At 32.3% G+C, this 12820-nt stretch carries 17 protein-coding genes and 1 riboswitch; of the genes, 13 read left to right on the top strand and 4 right to left on the bottom strand.

The features are described from left to right. The first annotated feature begins 7 nt into the window (after positions 1-7). From comGC to gcvPB, 8 genes are all read left to right on the top strand, one after another. A complete protein-coding gene (comGC, locus tag BK821_RS09740; RefSeq protein ID WP_046836542.1) occupies positions 8-325 on the top strand; it encodes a competence type IV pilus major pilin ComGC in 318 nt (105 codons plus the stop codon). Next, positions 306-749 carry a competence type IV pilus minor pilin ComGD gene (gene comGD / locus BK821_RS09735; protein ID WP_235602285.1) on the top strand — a complete coding sequence of 148 codons (444 nt, stop codon included), beginning with the start codon at positions 306-308 and terminating at the stop codon, positions 747-749. The genes comGC and comGD overlap by 20 nt, the downstream gene beginning before the upstream one ends. Then, on the top strand, positions 736-1035 hold the full coding sequence (locus tag BK821_RS09730; RefSeq protein ID WP_046836540.1) for a hypothetical protein: 300 nt from the start codon (positions 736-738) through the stop codon (positions 1033-1035). Before comGD ends, BK821_RS09730 begins: the two co-directional genes overlap by 14 nt. A gap of 34 nt (positions 1036-1069) precedes the next feature. Further along, the gene (locus BK821_RS09725) at positions 1070-1450 is read left to right on the top strand and encodes a ComGF family competence protein (protein ID WP_082104711.1); all 381 of its coding nucleotides are present in this window, start codon (positions 1070-1072) and stop codon (positions 1448-1450) included. Between the two features lie 164 nt (positions 1451-1614). Beyond that, positions 1615-2130, top strand: a complete 516-nt coding sequence (locus tag BK821_RS09715; protein WP_046836537.1) for a shikimate kinase — start codon at positions 1615-1617, stop codon at positions 2128-2130. Next, a riboswitch (glycine riboswitch) is annotated at positions 2127-2234 on the top strand. It overlaps the preceding gene by 4 nt. Before the next feature lie 77 nt (positions 2235-2311). Beyond that, positions 2312-3403 (top strand): glycine cleavage system aminomethyltransferase GcvT, encoded by a 1092-nt coding sequence (gene gcvT / locus BK821_RS09710; RefSeq protein WP_071331607.1) that lies wholly within the window; start codon positions 2312-2314, stop codon positions 3401-3403. A 17-nt stretch (positions 3404-3420) separates the two neighbouring features. Continuing rightward, the gene (gcvPA, locus tag BK821_RS09705) at positions 3421-4773 is read left to right on the top strand and encodes an aminomethyl-transferring glycine dehydrogenase subunit GcvPA (protein WP_046836535.1); all 1353 of its coding nucleotides are present in this window, start codon (positions 3421-3423) and stop codon (positions 4771-4773) included. After that, the gene (gene gcvPB / locus BK821_RS09700; RefSeq protein WP_071331606.1) at positions 4760-6238 is read left to right on the top strand and encodes an aminomethyl-transferring glycine dehydrogenase subunit GcvPB; all 1479 of its coding nucleotides are present in this window, start codon (positions 4760-4762) and stop codon (positions 6236-6238) included. Before gcvPA ends, gcvPB begins: the two co-directional genes overlap by 14 nt. A gap of 52 nt (positions 6239-6290) precedes the next feature. Here gcvPB and BK821_RS13500 read toward each other — a convergent pair whose 3' ends face one another. Then, a complete protein-coding gene (locus BK821_RS13500; RefSeq protein WP_156168125.1) occupies positions 6291-6443 on the bottom strand; it encodes a hypothetical protein in 153 nt (50 codons plus the stop codon). Between the two features lie 31 nt (positions 6444-6474). Further along, a complete protein-coding gene (locus tag BK821_RS09695; protein ID WP_046836533.1) occupies positions 6475-6861 on the bottom strand; it encodes a rhodanese-like domain-containing protein in 387 nt (128 codons plus the stop codon). Between the two features lie 171 nt (positions 6862-7032). Here BK821_RS09695 and BK821_RS09690 point away from each other — a divergent pair, with 171 nt between their 5' ends. Beyond that, positions 7033-7863 carry a lipoate--protein ligase family protein gene (locus BK821_RS09690; RefSeq protein WP_046836532.1) on the top strand — a complete coding sequence of 277 codons (831 nt, stop codon included), beginning with the start codon at positions 7033-7035 and terminating at the stop codon, positions 7861-7863. Between the two features lie 78 nt (positions 7864-7941). On the opposite strand, the gene BK821_RS09685 is transcribed toward BK821_RS09690, so the two are convergent. Together BK821_RS09685 and BK821_RS09680 are read right to left on the bottom strand one after the other, a co-directional pair. Next, on the bottom strand, positions 7942-8160 hold the full coding sequence (locus BK821_RS09685) for an SA1362 family protein (RefSeq protein ID WP_046836531.1): 219 nt from the start codon (positions 8158-8160) through the stop codon (positions 7942-7944). A gap of 28 nt (positions 8161-8188) precedes the next feature. Further along, entirely contained in the window at positions 8189-8770 is a 582-nt protein-coding gene (locus BK821_RS09680) for a hypothetical protein (RefSeq protein WP_046836530.1), read from the bottom strand. A gap of 107 nt (positions 8771-8877) precedes the next feature. On the opposite strand from BK821_RS09680, the gene BK821_RS09675 reads away from it, so the two are divergent. The 4 genes from BK821_RS09675 to accC all read left to right on the top strand — a co-directional run bounded on the left by BK821_RS09675 (position 8878) and on the right by accC (position 12808). Continuing rightward, complete coding sequence (locus BK821_RS09675; RefSeq protein ID WP_046836529.1) at positions 8878-9936, top strand: M24 family metallopeptidase; 1059 nt, start codon at positions 8878-8880, stop codon at positions 9934-9936. Positions 9937-9964: 28 nt separating this feature from the next. After that, on the top strand, positions 9965-10522 hold the full coding sequence (gene efp, locus BK821_RS09670; RefSeq protein ID WP_046836528.1) for an elongation factor P: 558 nt from the start codon (positions 9965-9967) through the stop codon (positions 10520-10522). A 454-nt stretch (positions 10523-10976) separates the two neighbouring features. Further along, positions 10977-11450 (top strand): acetyl-CoA carboxylase biotin carboxyl carrier protein, encoded by a 474-nt coding sequence (accB, locus tag BK821_RS09665; RefSeq protein WP_046836527.1) that lies wholly within the window; start codon positions 10977-10979, stop codon positions 11448-11450. Further along, the gene (gene accC / locus BK821_RS09660; RefSeq protein WP_046836526.1) at positions 11450-12808 is read left to right on the top strand and encodes an acetyl-CoA carboxylase biotin carboxylase subunit; all 1359 of its coding nucleotides are present in this window, start codon (positions 11450-11452) and stop codon (positions 12806-12808) included. The genes accB and accC overlap by 1 nt, the downstream gene beginning before the upstream one ends. Positions 12809-12820: the final 12 nt, after the last annotated feature.

The following is a 12820-nucleotide window of genomic DNA, read 5'->3' as shown; positions in this document are numbered from 1 at the left end:
TAGGAATATGAAAAAACGCTTTAAAATTTTTAACAAAGATGCTTTTACATTAATTGAAATGTTGCTAGTACTACTCATTATCAGTTTATTATTAATTTTAATTATTCCAAATATTGCAAAACAATCTAAACATATACAAGCTACAGGTTGTGAAGCGCAACTTAAAATGATAGACAGCCAAATAGAAGCTTATACATTAAAATTCAATAAAAAACCTACATCTGTAGAAGATTTGGTCACTGAAGGTTACATAAAAGAAAATCAGAAACAATGTAAGTCAGGTGCTATGATAACAATTAGTAATGGTGAAGCTATTGCGAACTAGCAAAGCATTTACTTATATAGAAATGGTGTTTGTACTTGCTATTGTAAGTATATTACTTATTTTACAATTCAAGTATGTTCCTACTAATCAAACAGTGACTTATACAAATCATAAATTTTTAAATAATTTAATCATGCAATTTAATTATTTGAAGGCTAAAGCAATAAAGGATAATTTACCAATAACTTTAATCTTCAATAACTTCTCAAAAGAAATCATTTTGAATGAACCACATCATCCACGGACTACTATAAAGTTAACAGAAAACAGCTTTATACATCCACGTACTAATATAAAGTATTTAACCTTTGATAAAAATGGGCATATAAATAAATTTGGAACTGTATATATAGCATGTAATGACCAACTTTATAAAATTATATTTCACATTGAAAAAGGTCGTGCTCGTTATGAAGAAGTTTAAGTTAGAAGCTTCTTTATTGCTAGATGCATTAATCTCCTTTTCACTTGTTACAAGTATATACTTAATCTTTTTACCTCTATTATTTCAATTGAATAACACTGCTAAGGATAAATTAAATGAAATTGAAATGAAACGTATTGTATTAAATACGTTATATCATAATAACTATAAAGCATTAAGACACGGTATATTAGTAGATGATTATTACCTGATACTGAGTAATAAAAAATTATGTATAACAAAGAAGGAAACTAAAAGTGAGATATGTTATCAAATACAATATTAAAGCATTTACCTATATTGAATTACTGTTTTCGCTAATGATTACGCTTATTATTTTATCTGCTATTCCAAGTTTAATTAAAACAACTACATTATTAAAACCTCAGAACCTATATCATATAAATACTGAAATTGAATTCTTTGCCAGAGATTTAACTAACGATTTAATAGCAATAAGAAGCGGGACAACGCATACAAAGGCAAATGGAAAATATTTACTGTTTTCAAATGGTGAAAAAGAAATAAGTTATGAATTGAAAAATGATAAAGTCATTAAAACAATTCAGGGGCGAGGTAATATTACGATGTTAAATAATGTAAAAGCGATCAATTTTAAAATATTGAAATTTAATACAATAAAGATAATGTTGAAAATCTTTGAAGAAGGTTATGTCATTGAAAAAGAAATATATTTATAATATTCCAGCTTATTTATATCCTTTTGTAATGGGAATTTTTATGCTATATTTATCTTTAATAGCTACATATTTATTTCATCATACTATGTTCTTGAAAATATTAGACAACCTGGAACATTATTATGATAGACAGATTAATATATTAATTAAAAAGGAAGATATTTTTGAAAAATGATAATTTAGACCCATTAATACTTGTAGGTTTTATGGGAACTGGTAAAACAACATTAGGTGAATATCTTGCTAAAAATAATAACCTTTCTTATGTTGATTTAGATGCCTATATTGTAGAACAACAACAGAAAACAATACCTGAAATATTTGAACAAGATGGAGAAAGTGGTTTTCGAAAATTAGAGCATCAATGCTTAAAAGAATGTATTTCACGTTTTGACATCATCTCTACGGGTGGTGGTATCATTGAAGGAAATGATTCTTTTGAACTTTTAAAGTATTTAAAGCATGTGATTTGGTTAGATTGTGATTTGGAAGTCATCTATGACAGAATCAAAAATGATAGTAATAGACCAAATGCGAATAATAAATCTCTTTTTGAATTAAAAAGCTTGTATTCATCTAGAGTTTCAAGATATAATGAAATCGCATTCATCAAATTGAATAGTAATAAGCCTCTTTCAGAGTTGCAACACGTGATTATGGAAGAGTTAATGTGCGAATGATCAATATTAGAGAGAATGGTATGTTGTAATTCATTATGACATAATGCCATCGCCGAAGGTGCAAGTTTAACGAAACTCTCAGGCAAAAGGATAATATTGTGACGCATTCCTGGAACATTTAAACAGGGTAGACTACGTTGTCTACCCTGTTTTTTTATTATAAATATTAGGAGGTTTCTTCATGTCTAACGAACTAAAACAAACACCACTTTATCAAAACTTTGTTGATGCTGGGGCTAAAATTGTAGAATTTGGTGGCTGGGCCATGCCAGTTCAATTTTCAAGTATTAAGGAAGAACATAATGCTGTAAGAACTGAAATGGGCGTATTTGATGTCAGTCACATGGGAGAAATTCTTATAAAAGGCCCTGATGCCAAACACTTGGTACAATATTTGCTTTCGAATGATACTGAACAATTAACGACAACCAAAGCGCAATATACTGCATTATGTAATGAAAGTGGCGGCATCATTGATGATTTAATTACATATATGCTTGAAGAAGATACGTATTTATTAGTTGTTAATGCAGGTAATACTGAAAAAGATTTTGAATGGATGAAGCAGCATGCAACTGAATTTGATGTTGAAGTTATCAATGTTTCAAATGAATATGGACAACTAGCAATTCAAGGACCAAACACTCGTGAATTTGTTAAAGCGCATGTTGATGTTGAAGTAACAGATATGAAACCTTTTGATTTTAAACAAGGAGTTAAGTTTTTTGATAAAAATATAATTCTTTCACAATCTGGTTATACAGGTGAAGATGGATTTGAAATTTATTGTAAAGCAGAAGACACGCCATATTTATGGGAAAAATTATTGGAAAATAATATTCAACCTTGTGGATTAGGCGCAAGAGACACATTACGATTAGAAGCCGGATTACCATTGCATGGACAAGATTTGAATGAAAGTATCTCACCTTATGAAGCTGGTATAGGTTTCGCTGCTAAACCACTCATAGAAGTTGATTTCATTGGGAAAGAAGTATTGAAAGATCAAAAAGAAAATGGATCGCAACGTAGGGCTGTTGGAATAGAAATGATAGAAAAAGGTATACCGAGAACAGGTTACATCGTTTATGATTCAGAAGAAAATGAAATAGGAGAAGTCACTTCTGGTACCCAATCTCCGTTGTCTGGCAAATCTATTGGATTAGCTTTAATTGATCGCGAAGCTTTTGAAATGGGAAAAGAAGTCATCGTACAAGTAAGAAAAAGAAAAGTTAGAGCAAAAATTGTTAAGAAAAATCAAATCACTAAATAATTCAAAGGGGTGTTACTGTGAGTCATCGATATATACCATTAACTGAACAAGATAAAAAAGAAATGCTAAATACAATTGGCGCAAATTCTATTAGTGAACTTTTTGGGGATGTACCGAAAGAAATATTATTAGATAGAGAATTAGCAATTCCAGATGGAGAAGCTGAAACAACACTAACTAAACGATTGAGTAGAATTGCAAGTAAAAATATTACTAAAGAGACACATACATCATTCTTAGGGGCAGGTGTATATGATCACTATGCGCCATCGGTTGTAGATGCAATGATTTCACGCTCAGAATTTTATACTGCATATACACCATATCAACCAGAAATCTCGCAAGGCGAATTACAGGCAATTTTTGAGTTTCAAACATTAATATGTGAATTAACTGACATGGATATCGCAAATTCTTCAATGTATGATGGTATTACAAGTTTTGCTGAAGCATGTATTTTAGCATTTAATCAAACGCGTAAAAATAAAATTGTAGTATCTAAAGCGCTGCATTATCAAGCTTTACAAGTATTGCACACTTATGTGAAAACACGTGACGAATTTGAAGTAGTTGAAGTCGATTTAGATGGTACAATTACAGATTTAGATAAATTAGAAAAAGCAATTGACGATGATACAGCTGCAGTTGCTGTACAATATCCTAATTTTTATGGATCAATCGAAGACTTAGAGAAAATCCAATCATTTATAGAAAATAAAAAAGCATTATTTATTGTGTATAGTAATCCTCTGGCATTAGGTTTATTAACACCACCAGGTAGTTTCGGTGCTGATATCGTTGTTGGAGATACACAACCTTTTGGTATTCCAGCACAATTTGGGGGGCCACACTGTGGATTCTTTGCAACGACTAAGAAATTAATGAGAAAAATACCAGGTCGTTTAGTTGGTCAAACAGAAGATGCTGATGGGCATAGAGGGTTTGTACTTACTTTACAAGCGCGCGAACAACATATTCGACGAGATAAAGCGACTTCAAATATTTGTTCGAATCAAGCATTAAATGCTTTAGCTTCCTCTATCTGTATGTCTGCATTAGGAAAACAAGGCATATATGAAATAGCTGAGCAAAATTTTGAAAACGCTAATTATACTAAAGACCAATTTAAAAAAGCAGGTTTTGAAGTGTCAGAAGAAACATCATTTAATGAATTCGTTGTGAAATATGACAAGCCTGTGAAAGAAGTTAATAATGCGTTACTTGATGAAGGTATTATCGGTGGATTTGATTTAGGTGAAGTTGTACCTGAATTTGAAAACCAAATGCTCATTGCTGTGACAGAATTAAGAACAAAAGATGAAATCGATACATTTGTGAAGAAAGCGGGTGAAATAAATGGTAGTAAGTAAATCGAGTCCATTAATTTTTGAACGTTCGAAAAAAGACCGTTATGCGTATTCGTTACCTAAAAAGGAAATTGAAAATGATGCAGTCAAGCATTTATTAGATGAAAAATTTATTCGAAAAAACAAAGCAGAATTGCCTGAAGTATCAGAATTAGATTTAGTTCGCCATTATACAGAACTTTCTAATAAAAACTTTGGTGTAGATTCAGGTTTTTATCCATTGGGTTCATGTACAATGAAATATAATCCGAAAATAAATGAAAAGATTGCTAGAATACCTGGGTTTGCTGAGTCACACCCATTGCAAGATGAATCACAAGTTCAAGGATCGCTAGAAATTATTTATAGCTTACAAGAAGAGTTAAAAGAAATTACAGGAATGGATGAAGTTACTTTACAGCCTGCTGCAGGTGCACACGGTGAGTGGACTGCTTTAATGATTTTTAAAGCATATCATGCAAAAATTGGAGAAGGGCATCGAGATGAAGTTATCGTACCTGATTCAGCACATGGCACTAATCCAGCATCTGCTGCTTTTGCAGGATTTAAAGCAGTTACAGTGAAGTCAAATGAGCGCGGTGAAGTTGACATAGATGATTTAAAACGCGTAGTAAATGACAATACCGCTGCAATTATGCTTACAAATCCTAATACATTAGGTATTTTCGAAAAGAACATTATGGAAATACGTAACATTGTTCATGAAGCTGGTGGCTTACTTTACTATGATGGCGCAAATCTGAATGCAATTATGGATAAAGTTAGACCAGGGGACATGGGATTTGATGCAGTTCATTTAAATTTACACAAAACATTTACAGGACCACATGGCGGCGGAGGTCCTGGATCTGGACCGGTAGGCGTAAAAAAAGAACTTGCTAGTTATTTACCAAAGCCGATGGTCATTAAAGAAAATAATGAATTTAAATATGATAATGATATTGAAAATTCAATTGGTCGCGTCAAACCATTTTATGGTAATTTCGGGATTTACTTAAGAGCATACACTTATATACGTTCAATGGGTAATAAAGGTTTAGAAGAAGTATCGGAAGCGGCTGTTTTGAATGCAAACTATATTAAAGCACGTTTGAAAGATCATTTTGAAATTCCTTATGAACAATATTGCAAACATGAATTTGTACTTAGTGGTTCTAAACAAAAAGAGCATGGTGTACGTACATTAGATATGGCGAAACGCTTATTAGATTTTGGTGTTCATCCACCTACAATATATTTCCCTTTAAATGTTGAGGAAGGTATGATGATAGAACCAACAGAAACGGAATCTAAAGAGACGTTAGATCACTTTTGCGATACAATGATTCAAATTGCTAATGAAGCAAAAGAGGATCCAGACAAGGTACTGGAGGCACCTCACACGACAATTATTGATCGTTTAGATGAGACGAAAGCTGCACGTCAACCAATACTGAAATTTGAAAATTTACGTTCTGAAAAAGAATGATGGTTTAACTCTATATATTTTTAATCCTAATCAAACAGGGTGTATTCAATCTTCAACTGAATACACCCTGTTTGAGTTGGTTTAGTTTAGGATAATGGTATGAGATACATTGTTCAGCTGAAAATACAGCCATGTATAACAAAAAGCGATAGATTTCCATTTTACTAGGAAATCTATCGCTATTAGACTGTAATACTATCGTCATGTATCATTCAATTAAAATAAATTGATATAATTTATTTTTTTGACTTAATTTTACCAGTCCATTTTTTGTAACCGCCTTTTAACATGTAAATGTCTGTATAACCATTTTTCTTTAACGTACGAGCGGCACGATAACTGGAAATTCCATTGGCATCACAAAGGTATATAGGTTGATCTGTTCTCAAACCTTGATATCTCTGTTTAAACATAGTGATTGGAATGTTACGAGCACCATTAATGTGTCCGTATTCATAATCAACCTTTTCCCTTACATCAATAACTTGAGCTTTGCGCAAACCATTATGGAATTCATTTTGGTTTAATTCTGTGACTGCTCTCTTGTTAAGAAGATAATTGATTAGCATGTAAGCGATGATTATTATTAAAACTGCTAACGCTATAAACCAAAAATTACTCATCTTGCATCCTCCCTAATTAACCGATATTATATATTATAAGACTGTTAGCACAATTTATCAAAATATTTTATTCTGATACTCAAGGTAATGCTGACAAACTTGACAATTATTGCAAACGATAACATAAAATAGCAATTATAACAATTTAATTTTTCGATTGGAGTTTTTAGTGTGACTGAGACATGGAATTTTATAAATACAGGAAGTAATGATCCATATTATAATATGGCAATGGATGAAGCGTTACTCAATTTCGTATCAAGAGGTGAAATTGACCCAGTAATAAGGTTCTACACATGGAATCCTGCAACTTTATCTGTTGGTTATTTTCAAAGACTGACTAAAGAAATAGATATTGAGAAAGTAAAAGAAAAAGGTTATGGCATGGTTAGACGTCAAACGGGTGGCAGAGGGGTGCTACACGATAAGGAACTTACATATAGTGTTATTGTTCCAGAATCACATCCGGACATGCCGTCTACCGTTACAGAAGCGTATAGAGTTATTTCGGAGGGATTGTTAGAAGGATTCAAATTGTTGGGTTTCGATACATACTTTGCTATTCCTCGTTCTAAAGAAGAAAGAGACAAATTAAAGCAGCCTCGAAGTGCAGTGTGCTTTGATGCGCCGAGTTGGTATGAGTTAGTTGTAGAAGGTAGAAAAATCGCTGGTAGTGCTCAAGTACGTCAAAAAGGCGTTATTCTTCAACATGGCTCACTGCTTCAAGATGTAGATGTAGATGATTTGTTCGATATGTTTAAATTTAAAAATGACCGTCTGAAAGATAAAATGAAACAAGCGTTTGTAGAAAAAGCTGTTGCCATCAATGATATTTCTAATCGTCATATCACTATTGAAGATATGGAAGTGGCTTTTGAAGAAGGATTTAGAAAAGGGCTGAATATAGATTTTAAGCCGCTTGAATTAACACAACAACAACAGAATGAAATCAAGGAATTGACTGAGAAATATAAAGCTGATGAATGGAACTATCGTAAATAAAGATGTTATAAAAATGTGTGACATTATAAAAAGTGGTCGAAGTATACATGACTTCGACCACTTTTTATATGATATTGCTTATCTTTTTTTATTTTGTTTTCTATATTTTCTTTGTGCGCGTTTATATTTCCTCTGATCTTCTGTTAAAAAGAAGAAATAGTATATTAAATATATAATTCCTGCAAAAATTGCGAAACTAATTGCCATACTCACAAAGCTAAATAAAAACGCATCTAAATTAAGTACTAAGCCTACTATAGCGATCGCAATCACTATATAAAATAAAACCTGTTTCACTTCTAACACTCCTATTTAATTGTTACCTTTATCCATTTGTCATACTAATTGATGATAATGATTTTTGGCCTTTTTCAATCTTTTTCTGATCTTTAGCATTATAGCCATCACGAATATCTGACATTGCAGAGTTAAGTTCTTTATTTAATTTACTAATATTTTTGTTTTTTGCTTTGTCATCTGCACTCATTTTTTCTTTATCGATATCGTTACTATATGTTGTTTTTGCAGTGTCGATCTTATTCGTAATATCAGTGAGTTTGTTTTGGATCTCCTTATTACCTTTGTTTTGCGTGACATCACTTTCAATCTGATTATATTGATCGAGTGCTTTTGCTATATTTTGGTAATATGTAGAAGCTGCTTTCAAATTTGTAACTTTCTTTTTATTACTTTTGGCTTTACTTAAATTGTCTTTATCTTTCTGTAAAGAATTCAGATTCGTTTTTTCTTTACTGATATTTTGCTTTAAGTCCTGAATATTACTTTTTAGTTTATGATTATCATCACGTAGTTTGGTTGTTTTTTCTTCTAATGGACCTAAATTTTGACTCCCACAACCAACTAATAAGCATGAAGCACTAATTATAGCTACAATTTTTTTCTTCATTATATATATTCTCCTAATTCAAAAACTATAATTTTTTATTATATATATGCTATCATTTTAATGTATATAAGGAAAATGTACAAATTAATTGAATAGGAGGAAGACAGATGACTAGAATAGAAAAACTAAATTCTGCCTTAGAAGCAAAACATTTAGAAGCTGTAGTAGTGTTAACAGATTTTAATAGAAGATATTTATCAGGTTTTACAGGCACAAGTGGTGCACTAATTATTACAAAAGAGCATAAATTATTAATTACAGATTTTAGATACATAGAGCAAGCCACTTCTCAGGCGCCAGAATTTGAAATTGTCAAACAAAGCGGAGCTTTAATCGATGAGGTGAAAGCACAACTAGAAAGTTTAGATGTGCAAAATGTGGGGTTTGAAGGTCATCTTGTGAGCTATGATACCTATTTACAATTAAGTAAGTCATATATCAGTTTAATAAGTATTTCAGGATTGATTGAAAAGATCAGAGAGGTTAAGGATGATTCTGAAATTGAACTTATACAAAAAGCTTCCGAAATAGTAGATGAAACATATGAATATATTTTAACAGTTGCACGAGCAGGCATGACAGAGCAACAACTTAAAGCGAAATTAGAAAGTAAGTTATTAGAACTTGGTGCTGAAGGTACTTCTTTTGACACGATTGTTGCATCTGGACATAGAGGAGCTTTGCCACATGGTGTTGCCAGCGAAAAAGTTATTAATAAAGGTGAACTCATCACTTTAGATTTTGGAGCTTATTATAAAGGATATTCTTCAGATATAACACGTACGTTCGCAATTGGTGAACCAGACCCTAAACTTAAAGAAATATATAATATAGTATTAGAAGCTAATATGAAAGGTATAGCGGCGGCTAAAAAGGGGGTTACAGGAAAACAATTAGATGCTGTGGCTAGAGATTATATAGCGTCACAAGGATATGGTGATGCGTTTGGTCATTCATTAGGACATGGCATCGGTTTAGATGTTCACGAAGGGCCTAATTTATCGAAAAAATCTGAGTCTAAATTAGAAATTAACAACTGTGTTACAATTGAACCCGGCATTTATTTAGATGGTTTAGGCGGCGTTCGTATAGAAGATGATATTTTAATTACAGAAAATGGCTGTGAATGCTTTACTAAATGCTCTAAAAACCTTATTATTTTATAGAAGACCTTATAATCGAGGAGGAAACTGAATGATTTCGGTGAATGATTTTAAAACAGGCTTAACAATATCTGTAGATAATGCAATTTGGAAAGTTATAGACTTCCAACATGTAAAACCAGGTAAAGGATCAGCATTTGTACGTTCAAAATTACGTAACTTAAGAACTGGTGCGATTCAAGAAAAAACTTTTAGAGCTGGTGAAAAAGTTGAGCCAGCAATGATTGAAAATCGTCGTATGCAATACCTTTATGCTGACGGAGATGTACATGTATTTATGGACAATCAAACTTTTGATCAAACTGAGCTACCAGAAGATTACTTAGAAAATGAATTGAAATATTTAAAAGCTAATATGGAAGTTCAAATTCAAACTTATGAAGGTGAAACAATTGGTATTGAATTACCTAAAACAGTTGAACTTAAAGTTACAGAAACTGAACCTGGTATCAAAGGTGATACTGCTAACGGGGCGACTAAATCCGCAACAGTTGAAACTGGTTATTCATTAAACGTACCTTTGTTTGTTAACGAAGGTGACGTACTTTTAATTAACACAGGTGACGGTAGTTACATTTCAAGAGCGTAATCATAAAGTTTATTTGAATATTTGGTTAGCGCTTTGAGTTAATAGTAAGAGTATTAAACCTTTCCAATTACATGTGTTTTGGAAAGGTTTTTATTTTATGGCAATCTTTCTAAAAGTGACATATGTTTAAATTGATAAACAACTATTATAATAAAGACGCGTCATAATAGATATTTCTTCATTACGACCTACTGATATATGTTGATAAATTCCAAAGTAACGATTGAAATAAACTACTCCAGGTTGTCATATATATCACTAAATCAAAACGACAGTAAGACCAAATATAATAATATTTGTTAACGTTAACAGTAAAATTAACGAAACATTTATAAATAGAACGCTATTTAAGATAATCTCTTTATTATAGAAAGTATGTATATGCTTGAATTGAACATTTCACTAAAGTAAAATAAAATAGGTAAATGATAACAATCTAAAGGAGTCAGAATTTATGAATTTTAAAGAAATTAAAGAATTAATAGAAATTCTTGATCAATCTAGCTTGACTGAAATTAATATAGAAGATAAAGGTAATGTCGTTAATTTAAAAAAAGAAAAAGAAACTGAAATAATCACACCACAAATTAATCAACAACCAATGCAACAAGTTGCAACTCAACAAGGTGTAGCATCAGCTCCTGTTGGAACGCAAGAACCAGACAATACGCAAAAAAGTAGTGCTGCAGATGATTCACAAACAATAAACGCGCCGATGGTTGGAACATTTTATAAATCTCCTTCTCCAGAAGAAAGTGCTTATGTACAAGTAGGTGATTCCGTTACTAATGAATCTACTGTATGTATTTTAGAAGCAATGAAACTATTTAACGAAATACAAGCCGAAGTAACTGGAGAAATTACTGAAATTTTAGTAGAAGACGGTCAAATGGTAGAGTATGGCCAACCGTTATTTAAGGTGAAATAATGAATAAAATTTTAATTGCAAATAGAGGAGAAATTGCGGTAAGAATCATTCGTGCATGTCATGACTTAGGAATACAAACTGTGGCCATCTACTCAGAAGGAGATAAAGACGCATTACATACTCAAATTGCTGATGAAGCATATTGCGTTGGTCCGACTCAATCCAAAGATTCTTATCTTAATATCCCAAACATATTGTCTATCGCTACTTCTACGGGTTGTGATGGTATCCATCCAGGATACGGATTTTTAGCTGAAAATGGCGATTTTGCAGAATTGTGTGATGCATGTCAACTGAAATTTATCGGCCCAAGTTATGAATCCATTCAAAAAATGGGTATTAAAGATGTAGCTAAAGAAGAAATGAAACGTGCAGAAGTACCAGTTGTTCCAGGTAGTGAAGGTTTAGTCGTTGACATTCAAGACGCTAAAAATATTGCCAACAAGATTGGTTATCCAGTTATCATCAAAGCAACAGCTGGTGGTGGTGGGAAAGGCATCCGCGTAGCTAGAGATGAAAAAGAATTAGAAACTGGCTTTAAAATGACCCAGCAAGAGGCTGAAACAGCATTTGGTAATGGTGGGCTTTATCTAGAAAAATTCATAGAAAACTTTAGACATATCGAAATACAAGTGATTGGCGATAGCTATGGTAATGTTGTACATTTAGGAGAACGTGATTGTACAATTCAACGTCGTATGCAAAAGCTTGTGGAAGAAGCGCCATCACCTATATTATCGGCAGAGCAACGCCAAGAAATGGGTAACGCGGCTGTAAGAGCTGCAAAAGCTGTTAACTATGAAAACGCAGGTACAATAGAATTTATTTATGATTTGAATACTAATGACTTCTACTTTATGGAAATGAACACTCGAATCCAAGTAGAGCATCCGGTAACAGAAATGGTAACAGGAATAGACTTAGTGAAATTGCAACTAAAAGTTGCTATGGGTGAAAAATTACCGTTCAAACAACAAGATATTCAAATCAACGGACATGCTATTGAATTCCGAATTAACGCGGAGAACCCATATAAGAATTTCATGCCATCTCCAGGACAGATTACACAATATTTAGCTCCAGGTGGTTTTGGAGTCAGAATTGAATCTGCATGTTATACTAATTATACGATCCCGCCATATTATGATTCTATGGTAGCAAAATTAATCGTTCATGAACCAACTAGAGACGAATCCATTATGACAGGTTTGCGTGCATTAAATGAATTTTTAGTATTAGGTATTGATACTACAATTCCATTCCATATCCGCCTATTAAATAATGGTATTTTTAGAAGCGGAGAGTTTAATACTAAGTTTTTAGAAACTTATAATATTATGGATGAACAAACTGAATAGGAGGCGTGTGAC

Source organism: Staphylococcus sp. LCT-H4 (genome assembly GCF_001866145.1).
GTDB classification, from domain to species: Bacteria; Bacillota; Bacilli; order Staphylococcales; family Staphylococcaceae; genus Staphylococcus; species Staphylococcus succinus.
This window is presented reverse-complemented; position numbering and strand designations above follow the sequence as displayed.

What these genes read in the sequence shown, in the direction of transcription:
- comGC (WP_046836542.1), top strand. Translation starts at nt 8, where the DNA reads ATGAAAAAACGCTTTAAAATTTTTAACAAAGATGCTTTTACATTAATT.
- BK821_RS09730 (WP_046836540.1), top strand. Translation starts at nt 736, where the DNA reads ATGAAGAAGTTTAAGTTAGAAGCTTCTTTATTGCTAGATGCATTAATC.
- BK821_RS09725 (WP_082104711.1), top strand. Translation starts at nt 1,070, where the DNA reads ATGATTACGCTTATTATTTTATCTGCTATTCCAAGTTTAATTAAAACA.
- gcvT (WP_071331607.1), top strand. Translation starts at nt 2,312, where the DNA reads ATGTCTAACGAACTAAAACAAACACCACTTTATCAAAACTTTGTTGAT.
- gcvPB (WP_071331606.1), top strand. Translation starts at nt 4,760, where the DNA reads ATGGTAGTAAGTAAATCGAGTCCATTAATTTTTGAACGTTCGAAAAAA.
- BK821_RS13500 (WP_156168125.1), bottom strand. Translation starts at nt 6,443, where the DNA reads ATGACGATAGTATTACAGTCTAATAGCGATAGATTTCCTAGTAAAATG.
- BK821_RS09695 (WP_046836533.1), bottom strand. Translation starts at nt 6,861, where the DNA reads ATGAGTAATTTTTGGTTTATAGCGTTAGCAGTTTTAATAATAATCATC.
- BK821_RS09680 (WP_046836530.1), bottom strand. Translation starts at nt 8,770, where the DNA reads ATGAAGAAAAAAATTGTAGCTATAATTAGTGCTTCATGCTTATTAGTT.
- BK821_RS09675 (WP_046836529.1), top strand. Translation starts at nt 8,878, where the DNA reads ATGACTAGAATAGAAAAACTAAATTCTGCCTTAGAAGCAAAACATTTA.
- efp (WP_046836528.1), top strand. Translation starts at nt 9,965, where the DNA reads ATGATTTCGGTGAATGATTTTAAAACAGGCTTAACAATATCTGTAGAT.
- accB (WP_046836527.1), top strand. Translation starts at nt 10,977, where the DNA reads ATGAATTTTAAAGAAATTAAAGAATTAATAGAAATTCTTGATCAATCT.
- accC (WP_046836526.1), top strand. Translation starts at nt 11,450, where the DNA reads ATGAATAAAATTTTAATTGCAAATAGAGGAGAAATTGCGGTAAGAATC.